Source organism: Flavobacterium sp. 123, from assembly GCF_003634825.1.
In the GTDB taxonomy this organism is placed as follows: domain Bacteria; phylum Bacteroidota; class Bacteroidia; order Flavobacteriales; family Flavobacteriaceae; genus Flavobacterium.
Genome location: NZ_RBXD01000001.1, coordinates 2,386,347 through 2,402,935, shown reverse-complemented (window position 1 = coordinate 2,402,935; position 16,589 = coordinate 2,386,347). Strand labels below are relative to the sequence as shown.

Below are 16,589 nucleotides of genomic sequence, written 5' to 3'. Positions count from 1 at the left end.
CTATGAATACCGGATTCAAAACCGTAAGTTCTTCTTACGTAACTATATCTGAACTAATGTTGCCTTCACACACCAACTTTAGTGGTAAAATACACGGAGGTTATATCTTGTCATTGCTTGACCAAATTGCTTTTGCTTGTGCGTCAAAATTTTCAGGAAATTATTGCGTAACTGCTTCGGTTGATACTGTAAATTTTTTAAAACCTATTGAAGTTGGTGAACTCGTAACGATGAAAGCAAGCGTAAATTATGTTGGGAACAGCTCAATGATTGTAGGAATTCGTGTAGAAGCAGAAAACATTCAAACAGGAGTGGTTAAACATTGTAACTCTTCTTATTTTACAATGGTTTCTAAAGACAAAGAGGGTAAAAATGCTGCTGTTCCAGGATTAATTCTTACGAACCTAAAAGAAGTTAGCCGATTTCAAAACGGCTTGAAACAAATTTCTCTAAAAAAAGAACGAGAATATCAAAAGAGTATAGCAACTTTTGGAGCGATTGAAACCATTTTGAGTACTAATAAATATAATGTTATGGTAGAATTGCAATAAGCGTTTTATCTTTCTGATTATGGAAATAAAAAAGCCGGATTATATAATCCGGCTTTTTTATGTTTTGGCTTAAGCCAAAAGCTATTTTTTAAAATTATCCTATTAAATCTAAATTCTGAAAAACAAACTCCTCTTCAGAATATTCCTCTTTAATATAAGCAGTTAATTGGGGAGCATTGCGAACCACTTCGCCAATTATTATTATCGCAGGGGAAGAAAGTTGTTGCTCTTTTACCATTTCCGAAATGGAACTAATGGTACCAATTGCTTTTTTCTGGGTGTTTTTGGTTCCGTTTTGTATGATAGCAACAGGTAAATCATCCGTTCTATTGTTTTGATAAATCGAAATAATTTCATCCAGTTTATTCATTCCCATCAAAATAACCACTGTTGCAGATGATTGCGAAGCTAATGCTACGTCTTTTGATAATTTATGATCTGAGGTAGTTCCTGTAATTACCCAAAAACTCTCGGCAACTCTACGCTGCGTTAAACTTATCCCATTTGAAGCGGGCACACCCAAAGCAGATGAAATACCCGGAACGATTGCGGTTTCCAAATCAAATTTTTGTGCAAATTCAATTTCTTCACTTCCTCTACCAAATACAAATGGATCGCCACCTTTCAATCGAACTACATGCCCATAACGCTTAGCCATACTAACAATCAAATCATTAATCTGATCTTGACTGTAAGCATGACAGCCAAAACGCTTTCCTACAAATATAATTTGTGCTTGTTTAGCATATTGCAATAAGTCTTCATTTACTAAAGCATCATACAAGACTACATCTGCACTTTCTAGAGCTTTGATTGCTTTCAAAGTAATCAATTCAACATCACCAGGACCTGCTCCAACTATTGTCAACTTTGGTTTATTTGTACGCATCATTTTTTCTGTATTAATGATTATCAACTCTTTTTAATTTCATACTTAATAAAACTAAGTATAAATACTTATTACAAATGTAAGTAATTATATAATTGCAAAAACAATAAATAGTGTTAATTTTAAACAAATTCAATTAATAGAAATTAATAGACACTACTATTCCTAAAAAAACAATAAAACACCATTAAATACATAAAAATCCCAAAATCACTTATGACTTTGGGATTTTAAATATATTTAAAAAATTATAGTTTAGATCAACAAAAGAACAAAACCTAGGTTATACAAATTCGTTCAATGCTTTTTCAATAATACTTAAGCATTCTTGTATTTGAGTTTCTGTAATAACTAATGGTGGCGCTAATCTGATTTTGTTACCATGAGTAGGTTTTGCCAACAATCCATAATCTCTGAATTTTAAACAAATATCCCAAGCTAAATCAGAATCTTCCTCACAATTGATTACAATTGCATTGAGCAAACCTTTACCACGAACTAAAGTTATCAATGAATTTCTAGAAGCAATTTCATTAAGACCATTTCTCAAAACACCACCTAAACGTTCTGCATTTTGGGCTAATTTCTCCTCTTTTATCACTTCCAAAGCAGCTATTGCAACAGCTGCAGCAATAGGATTTCCGCCAAAAGTAGAACCGTGTTGTCCTGGTTTGATAACATTCATAATAGCATCATTAGCTAAAACTGCCGAAACTGGAAAAACACCACCTGAAAGCGCTTTCCCTAAAATAAGAATATCCGCTTTAACCTCAGGTTTATTTTCGCAACCATTTTCACAAGTACAATTTCCACAAGTCGCCAATAATCTTCCGGTTCTGGCAATTCCGGTTTGAACTTCATCAGCAATAAATAATACATTATGCGCTGCACAAAGTGCTTTGGCTTTTGCCAAATATCCTTCGGTTGGAACATAAACTCCAGCTTCCCCTTGAATAGGTTCTACTAAAAATCCTGCAATATTTTTAGATGATTTTAAAACAGAAGCCAAAGCTTCTACGTCATCGTATGGTATTTTTATAAATCCGTTTGTAAATGGTCCGAAGTTTTTGCGAGCCGTTTCATCATTGGAAAACGAAATAATTGTAGTTGTTCTTCCGTGGAAATTGTTTTCACAAACAATAATTTGTGCCTCATTCTCTGGAATTCCTTTTACTTCATAAGCCCATTTTCTACATAATTTCAAAGCAGTTTCTACCGCTTCAGCACCAGTGTTCATAGGTAAAACCTTATCGAAACCAAAATACTTAGTGACATATTCTTCGTAAGGTCCTAATTGATCGTTAAAAAAAGCACGTGACGTCAAAGTCAATGTTTGTGCTTGTTTCACCATTGCTCCAACAATTTTAGGATGGCAATGTCCTTGATTTACAGCAGAATATGCCGATAAAAAATCATAATATTTTTTTCCGTCAACATCCCAAACATACACTCCTTCTCCGCGCTCCAGAACCACTGGCAACGGATGGTAATTATGTGCTCCATATTTATTTTCTTTAGCTACTAATGCTTCTGATTTTGAAGAAAGGGTTTGATTTGTATGTGCCATGTTTTCTATTTATTTAAAACAAAAATAATAAAAATATTTTTATATGCTAATAAAATTATATTTTTGACTTAATAAATATTAATTTAAAAAAAATTAAGCCTTAAAAAGACTTTAAAAAAGTCATTTTTAAAAATTTAACAAATTTGTTTTTTTGAGTTATATTAGTATAAGTGAAAAACAGTTACTTTTATCCTTAAAAAAAGTGATTTTAACTTTAAAAATCAAATAAAATGGAAGGATTGGACGAATTTGACATAAATATAATAAAAGAATTAGAAAAAGATGGTAGAATGGCATTCTCAGCTATTGCAACTAATTTAAAGATATCAAATACGATGGTTCATCAACGTATCAATAAATTAACCGAACAAGGAATTCTAACAGGAATCAAACCTATTATAAACGAAAAAAAAATCGGATATGATTGGGGCGCTTTTACGGGTATCTCTCTAAAAAAAGATCAGGATTCAAACCGTATCATCGAAGAACTAAAAAAGATCCCCGAAATAACGGAATGCTACTATATTACGGGTTCCTACACGCTATATGTAAAAATAATCGCCAAAGACCATGAACACATGAGACGTGTCCTTTATGAAAAAATTGATAACATTCCTGGCATAGAAAAAACAAACTCACTAATTGAATTGGGATGTGCTTTTAAACGAAACGTAACGTTATAATTATTTCTATTTTCTAACATTTTATAGATAAAACCATTTTATTTCAGATATTTGTTAGAAAAATAGAATTTTATGAAAAATATTATATACCTCCTTTTAGGATTTGTATTGTTTACAAATCAGTCTTTTGGACAATTAAAACCAGTTCAATACAAAGATGGAAGCCAAATTTTAAATGGCTTATCTATCAGTCCAAATAAAAAATCTACTGAAAAACCTGGTATTTTAGTTCTTCCCGCTTGGAAAGGAATTGACACCCATGCCAAAAACACCGCAGAAAAACTGTCTAAATTAGGCTATTATGCTTTTGTAGCTGACATTTATGGTGAAGGGAATTACCCTAAAGATGCTGCCGAAGCAGGCAAAAATGCGGGACATTACAAACAAAATATAGCCGAATATCATAAAAGAATCTCTCTTGCATTAGAGCAATTAATACAATCAGGTGCTAATCCAGATAATATTGCTGTGATTGGTTTTTGTTTTGGAGGAACTGGAGCAATTGAAGCAGCCAGAGCGCATCTAAATGTAAAAGGAGTAGTTTCTTTTCATGGAGGATTAGCTAAGGATTCCTCTAGACCAGTGGAGCCTATTACAGCTAAAATTCTAGCGTGTCATGGAGCAGATGATCCGTTTGTTTCAAAAGAAGAAGTAAGTGCTTTTCAACAAGAAATGAGAGACACAAAAGCTGATTGGGAAATGATTTATTACGCTAACTCCGTACACTCTTTTACTGATCCTGATGCCGGAAATGATAATTCAAAAGGAGCTGCCTACAATGAAAAAGCTGCTAAACGTTCATTCGAACACATGAAACTTTTCCTAAACGAAGTCTTGAAAAAATAAATCCATTCTATAAAATTTTCAAATGAAAAAAATTGCACTATTAAGCATACTCGTAATCCTAAACATCAGTTGTTCTTCACAAAAGAACTATACCGAAACTGTAAGTCCTTTAAAATACCTAAACACGATTACTGCTGAAGATTTAAAAACACACCTATATATTGTTGCCGCAGATTCCATGGAAGGCCGCGAAACGGGTTCTGTTGGTCAAAAGAAAGCTGGCGTTTATCTAATCAATCAGTACAAAAAAAATAATATTCCTTTTCCAAAAGGAGCTACAACTTATTATCAGCCAATTCCTGCTTCTTATTTAAACAAAAAATACGGAGAAAAATTAGGTGATTCAGAGAACATTTGGGCCTTCATTGAAGGTTCGGAAAAACCAAACGAAATACTTGTTATTTCGGCACATTACGATCACGTAGGAACAAAAGATAATGAAGTTTATAATGGTGCTGATGATGATGGTTCTGGTACAGTTGCCTTATTAGAAATTGCCCAAGCATTTGAAATAGCCAAAAAAGAAGGTCACGGTCCTAAACGCTCCATTCTTTTTCTTCACGTAACTGGTGAAGAACACGGATTGCACGGTTCTAGATTCTATTCTGAAAATCCTTTATTTCCAATTGCAAATACTATTACTGACATCAATATTGATATGATTGGACGTCGAGATGAAGCGCATGCAGCAAGTAATAATTATGTCTATGTGATTGGTGCGAATCGGTTGTCAACTGATTTAGACAATATTTGTACCATAGCAAACGCTAAATACACGCATCTAGATTTAGATTATAAATACAATGATCCGAAAGATCCAAACCGATTTTATGAGCGTTCAGACCATTACAATTTTGCGAAAAATGGCATTCCTTCTGTTTTCCTTTTCAATGGTGTTCACGCTGATTATCATAAAGCAACGGATAGCGCCGATAAAATTGAATACGATGCCTTAGCTAAAAGAGCTCAATTTGCTTTTGCAACAGCCTGGGAGCTAGCCAACAGATTAGAACGACCTGTTGTCGATAAAAAATAAACTTAATTTGAAATTTATAAAAAAGAGCCTTGAAATTTCAAGGCTCTTTTTTTGTTTAGTTCAGCCCACAAAAAAAGCCTCGAATTTCTTCGAGGCTTTTGCCTTTTGGGTGGATGACCGGGTTCGAACCGGCGACCCTCGGTACCACAAACCGATGCTCTAACCAGCTGAGCTACAACCACCATTTGCTTAGCGGTTGCAAATATAGAACAATTGTTTACTTCTGCAAAGATTTTTTTAAAAAAAATATAGCAAAATTATATCAAATCTCCTAAACTATTGACTGCCAAATATCTTTCTGCTGTAAAACCTTCTCCATATTCTGTGCCAATAAGTCTTCCTAAATCCTGCGCACGATAATTTAAACTTTCTAAGAAGTTTTTACTCGTTATAGGTGATTCTGGCTCATTCGAATTTGCATCATAAAATTGTGACCTATAGGCTAAAATAGCTTCTATTTTCTTTTCTGTAAACCCCGTTATATCAACGACAAAATCAGGTTCAATATTTTTCCATTGAATATAATGGTACACCACTTTTGGTCTCCAAGCAGATTGGTTTTTTCCATCAACACTAGTTTCTATTTTCCTTAATCCAGATAAAAAACAAGCATCCGAAACTAATTTACTGCCTTTTTCATGATCAATATGACGGTCATCAATAGCATTACATAAAACAATTTCAGGTTGATACTTACGAATCATTTTTATGATTTCTAATTGATGTTTTTCATCATTTACAAAAAAACTATCTCTAAAACTCAAATTCTCTCGAACTGAAAGCCCTAAAATTTTTCCAGCTGCATCTGCTTCTCGATCTCTAATTTCAGCAGAACCTCTAGTTCCTAATTCTCCTCTAGTCAAGTCTACTACCCCTACTTTTTTTCCTAAAGAAATCTCTTTTAAAATAGTTCCTGCGCAACCTAATTCAACATCATCTGGATGTGCTCCAAAAGCTAATATATCTAATTTCATGTATTTCAATTTTTGTTATTTATGACTACAAAGCCTTTTTCATCGTCATCGATTTATTGACACTTTCCTCCCATTCTTTTTCAGGAATACTATCTTTTGTAATTCCGCATCCCATATACAAATGTGCTTTTGCAACTTGTCCTTCTCCAAATTCAATTTGCATACAACGCAAATTTACAAACAAATCTGAACAGTCTGAATTGGTTTCTAAAACACTATTCAATTCGCCTAAATATCCCGTATAAAAACTCCTATTGTATTTTTCGTTTTTCAAAATAAAAGCTTTAGAATTTTCTTTTGGAAAACCACAAACCGCAGGAGTTGGATGCAATAAACAAACTACTTGTTGTAGGTTTGAATCTGAATTTAAAACTCCCGAAATATCTGTTTTTATATGCCAAATACTTCCTGCCTGAATGCTGTATGGTTTAGATACAAAAACTTCATCAGCAACATTTTCTAATTTTTTTACAATATAATCTGTAACAAATTGCTGTTCTATCACTTCTTTATTTCCCCATATAACTACTTCTGCACCAGTACTTTTTTTAGTTCCAGCTAAAGCTATAGTTTTGATATTTTTATTTTGGGATTGTACTAATTGTTCTGGTGTTGCTCCCATCCACATCCCTAACTTTGGATGAAAAAAACAGTATACGAAAGTTGTTGGATACAGTTGAACTAATTTTTCAAAAACGGTTCCCAAATCAAAATCTGATAGATTAACTACTTCTTTTCTTGATAAAACTACTTTCTTGAATTGCTCATTTTTTATGGCTTGAATTCCTTCTGAAACTAAAGTTTCAAATTTGTTTTTGGCAGTTTCATCAGGAGCATTAAATTCTTCTTCAGAAAAAAAAATGTCCTTTTTATCAAACCCAAAAGATACTTTTTCGGAATGCTTTTCTGGAATTAAACAAATTTGATTTCCATCAAAAGAGGCAAATACAAATCCTTTTTCGTTAAAATTTTCTACAGAATATAAATTTGCATCCAACTGAAACAAACCCGTAATTGTATCCGAATTAGGTTTGCAATACACTACAAAAGGAAGACTTTCTGCAAATTGATTTTTGACTTTATCTAAAAGTTGTTTCATTATTTATCTTCCGATTTTCTTTTAGGTAAAACCATATTTGTAAGTTTACAAAGCGAAATTAAACTACCGTTTTCATCTGTAATTCGGATTTCCCAGAGATGAATACTTTTGCCTTTATGAATTATTTTAGCGGTTGCCGTAACAATTCCGTCGCGTTTTGCTTTCAAATGGTTTGCTGCAATTTCTATCCCTCGAACCTCGCTGTGTTCATGATTTACATACAACATTGATGCAGCACTACCAACACTTTCCGCTAAAGCTACAGAAGCTCCGCCATGTAATAATCCCATAGGCTGATGTACAGATGGATTTACAGGCATTGTTGCTACTAAAAAATCTTCGCCCGCATCTACATATTCGATATTTAAGGTTCGCATTAAAGTGTTTTCAGAAACCTTATTGCAATATTTAAGGATTTTTTCTTTGTCGAATGTCATATTTTTTACTTTGAAAGTGTAAAATTAAATAAAAGATAAGTTACAAAACAGGAAATACAAATGTTATTCTAATTCAATTTTCAAAATCAATTCTTAACCAAATGAGATTTTCCTTATTTTTACCAAAAATACACCTAAATGCGATCCATAACTTTACTTTTTTTTATTGGAATACTTCTCATTTTGGGTTCTTGCCGATCTGATTTTGAAACATTTCCAAGCACAGGAGATTTAGTGTTTTCAAAAGACACAATTTATCTAGATACTGTTTTCACAACTATTAGCTCTAGTACTTATAATCTAAAAATCTATAATCGTAGCAAAAAAGACATCAATATCCCAACTATAAAACTAGGAAAAGGATTAAGTTCAAAATATAGAATAACCGTTGACGGAAGACAAGGCACAGACGGAAAAATATTTAATGATGTAACGCTTTTAGCCAAGGACAGTTTATATATTTTTATTGAAACTACCGCAGGTATATCCGATGCAAATCCAACTGATTTTTTATATACAGACCAAATCGAGTTTGATAGTGGCGAGAATCTTCAAAAAGTAGAACTGGTTACACTTATACAAGATGCTGTTTTTCTTTATCCAAAACAATTTGAAGACGGAACTACTGAAACGCTTCCAATCGATGAAAAAGAAATTAAAGGATTTTACTTAGACGAAAATGATCCTATAAACGGCAATGAACTACATTTTACAAATAAAAAACCTTATGTTATTTACGGTTACGCAGCAGTTCCTTCAGGAAAAACTGCCGTTTTTGATGCTGGTTCAAAAGTTTATTTTCATAGTGATTCTGGGATAATTGTAGACAATGCGGCTTCTTTAAAAGTAAATGGAACTACTTCTTTGACTGATAAAATGGAAAACGAAGTGGTATTTGAAGGAGATCGACTAGAACCTGATTTTTCGGATGCTCCAGGACAATGGGGAACTATTTGGCTTACTGAAGGAAGTACGAATAACAGCATAAACCACCTTACGATTAAAAATGCTACTATTGGTTTATTTATTGAAAACAATGATGGGACAATCGTAAACATAAAAAACACACAAGTTTACAATTGTACTAATTATGGAATATTAGCCCAAAATGCGCTGATAAATGGAGAAAACCTAGCAATCAATAAAGCCGGAAAAGCGAGTTTAGCTTGCATCTATGGTGGAAATTATAATTTTACCCATTGTACTTTTAATAACAATTGGAATAGCGCATCACAGGTAGCACTTTCCCTCAGCAACTTCATGTTGGGAGCCAATCCCGAAGCTAAAAATTTAACGGAGGCCACTTTTAATAACTGTATTATTCACGGTTCTTATGCTAACGAAATGGTTTTGAACAAAAAATCAGACGCACAATTTAACTACAAATTCAATAATTGTTTACTGAAATTTGATGTAGCTTCTAACTCATCCAGTTCAAATTCAGATTATCAATTTGAAACTGATGCTACACATTACAAAAATATAATTTTAAACAAAAACCCTGGTTTCCAAAACATTAATGCTAATAAATTAAATATTGACGATACTTCTGCCGCTTTCGCAAAAGGAAATTCAGACTATTTAATCCCTTTGGACATTTTAGGAAATACCAGATCTTTGCCTCCAGATTTGGGCGCCTATCAAAGTAAAACTTTTGTGAAATAATTTTTAAAAGTCTTTGCTTTCGATTCTTGCTCGAACTATTTATTTAAACTAAATTTGCATCGCAATACAACAAACCAAATAACAATGATTCATTTCTTTGAAAACCAAAGCAAAACTGTTTTTGCAGTTCAAACAAATAATCCCGAAGTTTCGGGAGAAATTTCGGCTCAAGACATTTCAAAACTTAACTGGCTTTTTGCCAATTCAAATAAAATTGAAAAATCCGTATTAACGGATTTTTTTGTTGGTCCTCGCGCCACAATGATTACGCCATGGAGTACCAATGCGGTGGAAATTACCCAAAATATGGGGATTTCAGGAATCATTCGTATCGAAGAATTCCATAGAGTTGACTGGGATGCTTCTGATTTTGATCCGATGCTTTATCAAAAATACAGTGAATTAAATCAAGCTATTTTCACCATCAATATTCAACCAGAACCTATCTTGAATATTGACGATATCGCTGCATATAATAAAACCGAAGGATTGTCATTAAGTCCTGAAGAAGTAAAATATTTAGATGATTTAGCTACTAAATTAGGTAGAAAATTAACCGATTCTGAAATTTTTGCTTTTTCACAAGCCAATTCAGAACACTGCCGTCACAAAATTTTCAACGGAACTTTTGTGATTGATGGAGAAGAAAAAGAAACTTCATTATTTAAATTAATAAAGAAAACTTCGCAAGAAAACCCTAACGATATTGTATCTGCTTACAAAGACAATGTGGCTTTTGTAAAAGGGCCTAAAGTGCAACAATTTGCTCCTAAAACAGCAGACAAACCAGATTTTTACGAAATAAAAGAATTTGATTCTGTTATTTCATTAAAAGCAGAAACACACAATTTCCCAACAACAGTAGAGCCATTCAATGGTGCTGCAACAGGATCTGGAGGAGAAATTCGCGACCGTTTAGCAGGAGGACAAGGTTCATTGCCTTTAGCAGGAACAGCAGTTTACATGACTTCATATTCTCGTTTGTCCTTCGACTCCGCTCCGGATGACAAACCTTGGGAAAAAGGAATGGAAGAAAGAAAATGGTTGTATCAAACTCCGATGGATATTTTAATCAAGGCTTCAAACGGAGCTTCTGATTTTGGAAACAAATTTGGACAACCTTTGATTACCGGTTCTCTTCTTACTTTTGAACACGAAGAAAACAATCGCAAAATTGGTTATGATAAAGTAATCATGCAAGCGGGTGGAATTGGTTACGGAAAATTAGATCAAGCCATCAAACATAAACCACAAGAAGGCGATAAAATCGTAATTCTAGGTGGTGAAAATTATAGAATTGGAATGGGCGGCGCTGCAGTTTCATCAGCAGACACAGGAGCTTTTGGTTCAGGAATTGAATTAAACGCTGTTCAACGTTCAAACCCAGAAATGCAAAAACGTGCTGCTAATGCTATTCGTGGTTTAGTAGAAAGTGATAACAATCCTATTGTTTCTATTCACGATCATGGTGCAGGCGGACACCTAAATTGTCTTTCGGAATTAGTAGAAGAAACAGGAGGTTTAATTGATTTAGACAAACTACCTGTGGGCGATCCTACGCTTTCAGCAAAAGAAATCATCGGTAACGAATCACAAGAAAGAATGGGATTAGTTATTGGTAAAAAAGATATCGACGTTTTACAACGAATTGCGGATAGAGAACGTGCTCCAATGTACCAAGTTGGTGATGTAACTGGCGATCATCGTTTTACTTTCGAATCAAAATCTACTGGATTAAAACCAATGGATTACGCCTTGGAAGATTTCTTTGGAAGTTCACCAAAAACAATAATGACTGACACGACCATCAATTACAATTATGGTGGTTTAGAATATAGCATAAAAAATATTTCGACTTACTTAGAGCAAGTATTACAATTAGAAGCTGTAGCTTGTAAAGACTGGTTAACCAATAAAGTGGACCGTTGTGTAGGCGGAAAAGTTGCTAAACAACAATGTGCTGGACCATTGCAATTACCATTGAACAATTGTGGTGTGATGGCCTTAGATTATTTAGGTAAAGAAGGTATTGCAACTTCTATTGGGCACGCTCCTATATCAGCTTTGATTGATCCAGTTGCAGGAAGCAGAAATGCTATTGCCGAATCATTATCAAACATTGTTTGGGCTCCAATAAAAGACGGATTGAAAGGTATTTCATTATCAGCAAACTGGATGTGGGCTTGTAAAAACGAAGGTGAAGACGCTCGTTTATACGCTGCTGTTGAAGGTTGTTCAGACTTTGCTATCGAATTAGGAATCAATATCCCAACAGGAAAAGATTCGCTTTCGATGAAACAAAAATATCCTAACGACGAAGTAATTGCTCCGGGAACGGTTATTATTTCTGCTGGCGGAAACTGTACAGATATTCGAAAAGTAGTTGAACCTGTTTTACAAAGAGATGGTGGTTCTATTTATTATATCAATTTGTCACAAGACGACTTTAAATTAGGTGGTTCTTCGTTTGCACAAATTCTGAATACTATTGGAAATGAAACGCCAACTATTAAAGATGCTGCTTTCTTCAAAAAAGCCTTCAATACCATTCAAGAATTAATTTTAGAAAACAATATCCTTGCAGGACATGACATAGGAAGTGGTGGTTTAATCACAACTTTATTAGAAATGTGTTTTGCAGATATAAATTTGGGTGCTAAAATAGATTTCTCTCCCGAAGCTTCGGGATTTGAAGAAAAAGACATTATCAAATATCTTTTTGCAGAAAATATTGCGGTTGTTTTCCAAGCGAAAGAGGATAGCATTGTTGAAAACAAATTGAAACAAAACGGTGTTACTTTCTACAAATTAGGATCAGTTACTACCGAAGCTACTTTGAACTTTGGCCCTTGCCAATTAGACATTGCCAAATACAGAGATATCTGGTTTAAAACTTCTTTCTTGTTAGATCAAAAACAAGCTAAAAACGGAACCGCTAAAGCGCGTTTCGACAACTATAAAAACCAAGTTTTAAACTATACTTTTCCAACGCATTTTACAGGAAAAGCTCCTGTCATCTCGAGCGAAGTCGAGAGACCAAAAGCCGCTATTATTCGTGAAAAAGGAAGTAATTCTGAGCGTGAAATGGCTAATGCAATGTACTTAGCAGGATTTGATGTAAAAGATGTTCACATGACTGATTTGATTTCAGGACGCGAAACATTAGAGGACATTCAATTTATTGGAGCGGTTGGTGGATTCTCAAATTCAGATGTTTTAGGTTCAGCCAAAGGTTGGGCTGGAGCATTTTTATACAACCAAAAAGCAAAAACTGCTTTAGATAATTTCTTCAAAAGAGAAGATACTTTATCTGTTGGAATTTGTAATGGATGTCAATTATTCATGGAATTAGAATTGATTAATCCTGAGCATGAGGTGCATGGTAAAATGCTTCATAATGATAGTCATAAACACGAAAGTATTTTTACTTCAGTAACCATTCAAGAAAACAAATCTGTAATGTTATCTTCATTAGCAGGAAGTACATTAGGCGTTTGGGTTTCGCATGGTGAAGGTAAATTTAACTTACCAATGGCGGAAGAAAACTACAACATTGTATCTAAATATGGGTATGAAGGATATCCTGCAAACCCTAATGGTTCTGATTATAACACTGCAATGCTATGCGATAAAACAGGTCGCCATTTAGTTATGATGCCACATATTGAGCGTTCTACATTCCAATGGAACTGGGCACATTATCCAAAAGATAGAAATGATGAAGTTTCTCCTTGGCATGAAGCCTTTGTAAATGCCAAAAAATGGATTGACAAACACTAAGCAAAATAAATCCAAATATTATAAAAGCGCACTCTATTTGAGTGCGCTTTTTCATTAAAATATAGGTTACAAAAAACATTTCAAGAAAACGATTTCGTAAATTTCGAATTATAAGGATTCTATTTTTTGATTTAATTTCTCAAAAAGAAAAAATATTATTAATTTTTATTTAATTTGCGATAAAATTCAACCTTTCACAATGACAAATATCACTCGCCTTTTTGATTTCCCTTATTATCAACAGGAAAAATATGTCTCAATTCCTGATGCTTTGGTTACAAAGCAAAATGACGTTTGGGTTAAAACATCAACTGAGGAATATATAGCCAAAGCTAATGCTGTGTCAAGAGCGCTATTGCGAATGGGAATTGAAAAAGACGATAAAATTGCCATCATTTCTACTAATAATAGAACCGAATGGAATATTATGGATATTGGTGCGTTGCAAACTGGCGCTCAAACGGTTCCTATTTACCCAACAATTTCTGAAGATGATTATGAATATATTCTAAATCATTCTGGTTCAATTTATTGCTTTGTTTCTGATGAGGAAGTACTTCGAAAAGTAAATCTAATTCGATATAAAGTTCCTAATCTAAAAGAGGTTTATTCCTTCAACGAAATTCAAGGTTGCAAAAACTGGAATGAGTTGCTACAGTTAGGAGAAGATGAAAGTAATCAGCATTTAGTTGAAGAACGCAAAAACAAGGTGCATTCAGAAGATTTAGCAACAATTATATATACATCTGGTACAACTGGGAAACCAAAAGGCGTAATGCTTTCGCATCGTAATATTGTTTCAAATGTGATTAATAGTGCGTCACGTATTCCTTTTGAAGCAGGAAAAAGTCGTGCTCTGAGTTTTCTTCCTATTTGTCATATTTTCGAAAGAATGATATTGTATTTATATCAATATTATGGTGTTTCGGTTTATTTTGGAGAATCTATTGATAAAATAAGTGATAATATAAAAGAAGTAAAACCAACGGTAATTACTGCTGTACCAAGACTTCTTGAGAAAGTATATGACAAAATCTACTCCAAAGGAAGTGAATTGACTGGCATCAAAAAGAAACTTTTCTTTTGGGCTATTGATTTAGGATTACGATATGAACCTTATGGCGCGAATGGTTTTTGGTACGAATTCCAACTTAAAATTGCCCGAAAACTTATTTTCAGCAAATGGAAAGAAGGTTTAGGTGGCAATTTAGATTTAATGGTTTCAGGAAGTGCTGCCTTACAAACTCGACTGGCTCGCATATTTGCTGCAGCTGAAATACCCGTAATGGAAGGATACGGTTTAACCGAGACTTCTCCAGTGATTTCAGTAAATGACATGAGAAATAAAGGATTTAAAGTTGGCACTGTCGGAAAAGTTATTGCTGGTGTAGAAGTAAAAATAGCCGAAGACGGAGAAATTTTGTGCAAAGGTCCAAATGTAATGATGGGCTATTTCAAAGATGAAAAACTGACCAACGATGTTCTTGAAAATGGTTATTTCCATACTGGGGACATCGGCGAAATTGATGCAGAAGGTTTTCTTAAAATTACCGATCGTAAAAAAGAAATGTTCAAAACCTCTGGTGGAAAATATATTGCACCTCAGTTAATAGAAAACACCATGAAACAATCTCGTTTTATTGAACAAATCATGGTTATTGGTGATGGCCAAAAAATGCCTGCCGCTTTTATTCAACCAAGTTTTGAATTTATCAAAGAATGGGCAAAAATTCATTCAATAGAAATTGGAACAACTAATGAGGAAATCGTTTCAAATGCAAAAGTAATTGAGCGTATTCAGGAAGAAGTCGATAAACTAAATGATAAATTTGGTAACTGGGAAAAAATAAAACGCTTTGAATTAACTCCTGATATTTGGTCTATTGAAGGTGGACAGCTAACCCCTACTCTTAAACTTAGACGAAAAATTATAATGGAAAAATACATTGATTTATTCCATAAAATTTATAGCTAGCATCTAAAAAAACGATATGAAACTAAATACTTTAATTTTCGCAATAGTAGCCCTTTTATTATTTTCTAATTGTCAAGAAAAATCAAATAATAATACTGTAAAAGAAGGGTATTTAGACTTTTCAAAACGTGATGATCAATTTACTGGGGGTATCAAAATGATTCCTATAAAAACTCCAAAAGGAACCTTTAAAGTTTGGACAAAAACAGTTGGGAATAACCCTAAAATTAAAGTTTTATTACTTCATGGTGGACCAGGACTTACACACGAACTTTACGAATGTTTCGATGGATATTTGCCTAATGAAAGTATTGAATACATCTATTACGATCAACTAGGTTCCTATTACAGTGACCAGCCTAATGACAATAGTTTGTGGACTAATGAACGTTTTGTTGAGGAAGTGGAACAAGTTCGAATCGCTTTAGGTTGTGATCGTTCAAATTTTTATTTGCTAGGACAATCCTGGGGAGGAATTCTTGCCATGGAATATGCATTGAAATACCAAAAGAATTTAAAAGGCTTGATAATTTCAAATATGATGGCCAGTATTCCTGAATACAATGCCTATGCTCAAAAAGTTCTTGGACCACAAATGAATCCAAAAATTTTAAAACAACTTCAGGATATTGAGAAAAATAATGATTTTGATAATCCAAAATACAGCGAACTACTTTTTAAATATTATTATACGGAACACATTCTTAGAAAACCTCTTGAAGAATGGCCAGAATCAATAAATAGATGTTTCAAACACATAAATCCTAGTGTATATGTGTTCATGCAAGGGCATAGCGAATTTGGTATTACAGGAAATGCTTCTCTAAAAAATTGGGATGTAAAAGCTAGATTGAAAACATTATCAGTTCCAACACTTAGCATCGGTTCAAAATACGACACTATGGATCCAGAGCACATGAAATGGATTGCTAACGAAGTGCAAAACGGACGATTCTTATTCTGTCCAAACGGAAGCCATCTTTCACAATATGATGATCAGAAAACCTATTTTAAAGGATTGATTACCTTTTTAAAAGATGTTGATAATGGTACTTTCAATAAAAAATAATTGATTTACTTGAAAAAA

13 protein-coding genes and 1 tRNA gene are annotated in these 16,589 nt (G+C 33.6%); 8 read left to right on the top strand and 6 right to left on the bottom strand.

The window, feature by feature from the left end:
• Positions 1 to 2: 2 nt before the first annotated feature.
• Positions 3 to 551 (top strand): acyl-CoA thioesterase, encoded by a 549-nt coding sequence (locus C8C88_RS10630; RefSeq protein ID WP_121338099.1) that lies wholly within the window; start codon positions 3 to 5, stop codon positions 549 to 551.
• A 94-nt stretch (positions 552 to 645) separates the two neighbouring features.
• On the opposite strand, the gene cobA is transcribed toward C8C88_RS10630, so the two are convergent.
• Both cobA and rocD read right to left on the bottom strand, forming a co-directional pair.
• Positions 646 to 1,440: a uroporphyrinogen-III C-methyltransferase gene (gene cobA / locus C8C88_RS10625; protein WP_121338647.1), complete on the bottom strand. Its 795-nt coding sequence runs from the start codon at positions 1,438 to 1,440 to the stop codon at positions 646 to 648.
• 283 nt (positions 1,441 to 1,723) lie between these two features.
• Positions 1,724 to 3,007 (bottom strand): ornithine--oxo-acid transaminase, encoded by a 1,284-nt coding sequence (gene rocD, locus C8C88_RS10620; protein ID WP_121338098.1) that lies wholly within the window; start codon positions 3,005 to 3,007, stop codon positions 1,724 to 1,726.
• A gap of 230 nt (positions 3,008 to 3,237) precedes the next feature.
• On the opposite strand from rocD, the gene C8C88_RS10615 reads away from it, so the two are divergent.
• From C8C88_RS10615 to C8C88_RS10605, 3 genes are all read left to right on the top strand, one after another.
• The gene (locus tag C8C88_RS10615; protein WP_121338097.1) at positions 3,238 to 3,690 is read left to right on the top strand and encodes an Lrp/AsnC family transcriptional regulator; all 453 of its coding nucleotides are present in this window, start codon (positions 3,238 to 3,240) and stop codon (positions 3,688 to 3,690) included.
• A 72-nt stretch (positions 3,691 to 3,762) separates the two neighbouring features.
• Positions 3,763 to 4,536 (top strand): dienelactone hydrolase family protein, encoded by a 774-nt coding sequence (locus C8C88_RS10610; protein ID WP_121338096.1) that lies wholly within the window; start codon positions 3,763 to 3,765, stop codon positions 4,534 to 4,536.
• A gap of 22 nt (positions 4,537 to 4,558) precedes the next feature.
• Positions 4,559 to 5,572, top strand: coding sequence for a M28 family peptidase (locus tag C8C88_RS10605; RefSeq protein WP_121338095.1), 1,014 nt, complete (start codon positions 4,559 to 4,561; stop codon positions 5,570 to 5,572).
• Between the two features lie 108 nt (positions 5,573 to 5,680).
• On the opposite strand, the gene C8C88_RS10600 is transcribed toward C8C88_RS10605, so the two are convergent.
• The 4 genes from C8C88_RS10600 to C8C88_RS10585 all read right to left on the bottom strand — a co-directional run bounded on the left by C8C88_RS10600 (position 5,681) and on the right by C8C88_RS10585 (position 8,082).
• Positions 5,681 to 5,754, bottom strand: a tRNA-His gene (locus tag C8C88_RS10600).
• 75 nt (positions 5,755 to 5,829) lie between these two features.
• Positions 5,830 to 6,546, bottom strand: coding sequence for a bacillithiol biosynthesis deacetylase BshB1 (bshB1, locus tag C8C88_RS10595; RefSeq protein WP_121338094.1), 717 nt, complete (start codon positions 6,544 to 6,546; stop codon positions 5,830 to 5,832).
• 25 nt (positions 6,547 to 6,571) lie between these two features.
• The gene (locus tag C8C88_RS10590) at positions 6,572 to 7,645 is read right to left on the bottom strand and encodes an isochorismate synthase (RefSeq protein ID WP_121338093.1); all 1,074 of its coding nucleotides are present in this window, start codon (positions 7,643 to 7,645) and stop codon (positions 6,572 to 6,574) included.
• Positions 7,645 to 8,082: a PaaI family thioesterase gene (locus tag C8C88_RS10585; protein ID WP_121338092.1), complete on the bottom strand. Its 438-nt coding sequence runs from the start codon at positions 8,080 to 8,082 to the stop codon at positions 7,645 to 7,647. The genes C8C88_RS10590 and C8C88_RS10585 overlap by 1 nt, the downstream gene beginning before the upstream one ends.
• A 138-nt stretch (positions 8,083 to 8,220) precedes the next feature.
• Here C8C88_RS10585 and C8C88_RS10580 point away from each other — a divergent pair, with 138 nt between their 5' ends.
• The 4 genes from C8C88_RS10580 (at position 8,221) to C8C88_RS10565 (ending at position 16,571) form a co-directional block, all read left to right on the top strand.
• A complete protein-coding gene (locus C8C88_RS10580) occupies positions 8,221 to 9,747 on the top strand; it encodes a hypothetical protein (RefSeq protein ID WP_121338091.1) in 1,527 nt (508 codons plus the stop codon).
• 84 nt (positions 9,748 to 9,831) lie between these two features.
• Positions 9,832 to 13,527 carry a phosphoribosylformylglycinamidine synthase gene (gene purL / locus C8C88_RS10575; protein ID WP_121338090.1) on the top strand — a complete coding sequence of 1,232 codons (3,696 nt, stop codon included), beginning with the start codon at positions 9,832 to 9,834 and terminating at the stop codon, positions 13,525 to 13,527.
• A gap of 199 nt (positions 13,528 to 13,726) precedes the next feature.
• Positions 13,727 to 15,502, top strand: a complete 1,776-nt coding sequence (locus C8C88_RS10570; RefSeq protein WP_121338089.1) for a long-chain fatty acid--CoA ligase — start codon at positions 13,727 to 13,729, stop codon at positions 15,500 to 15,502.
• 16 nt (positions 15,503 to 15,518) lie between these two features.
• Complete coding sequence (locus tag C8C88_RS10565; RefSeq protein WP_121338088.1) at positions 15,519 to 16,571, top strand: proline iminopeptidase-family hydrolase; 1,053 nt, start codon at positions 15,519 to 15,521, stop codon at positions 16,569 to 16,571.
• Positions 16,572 to 16,589: the final 18 nt, after the last annotated feature.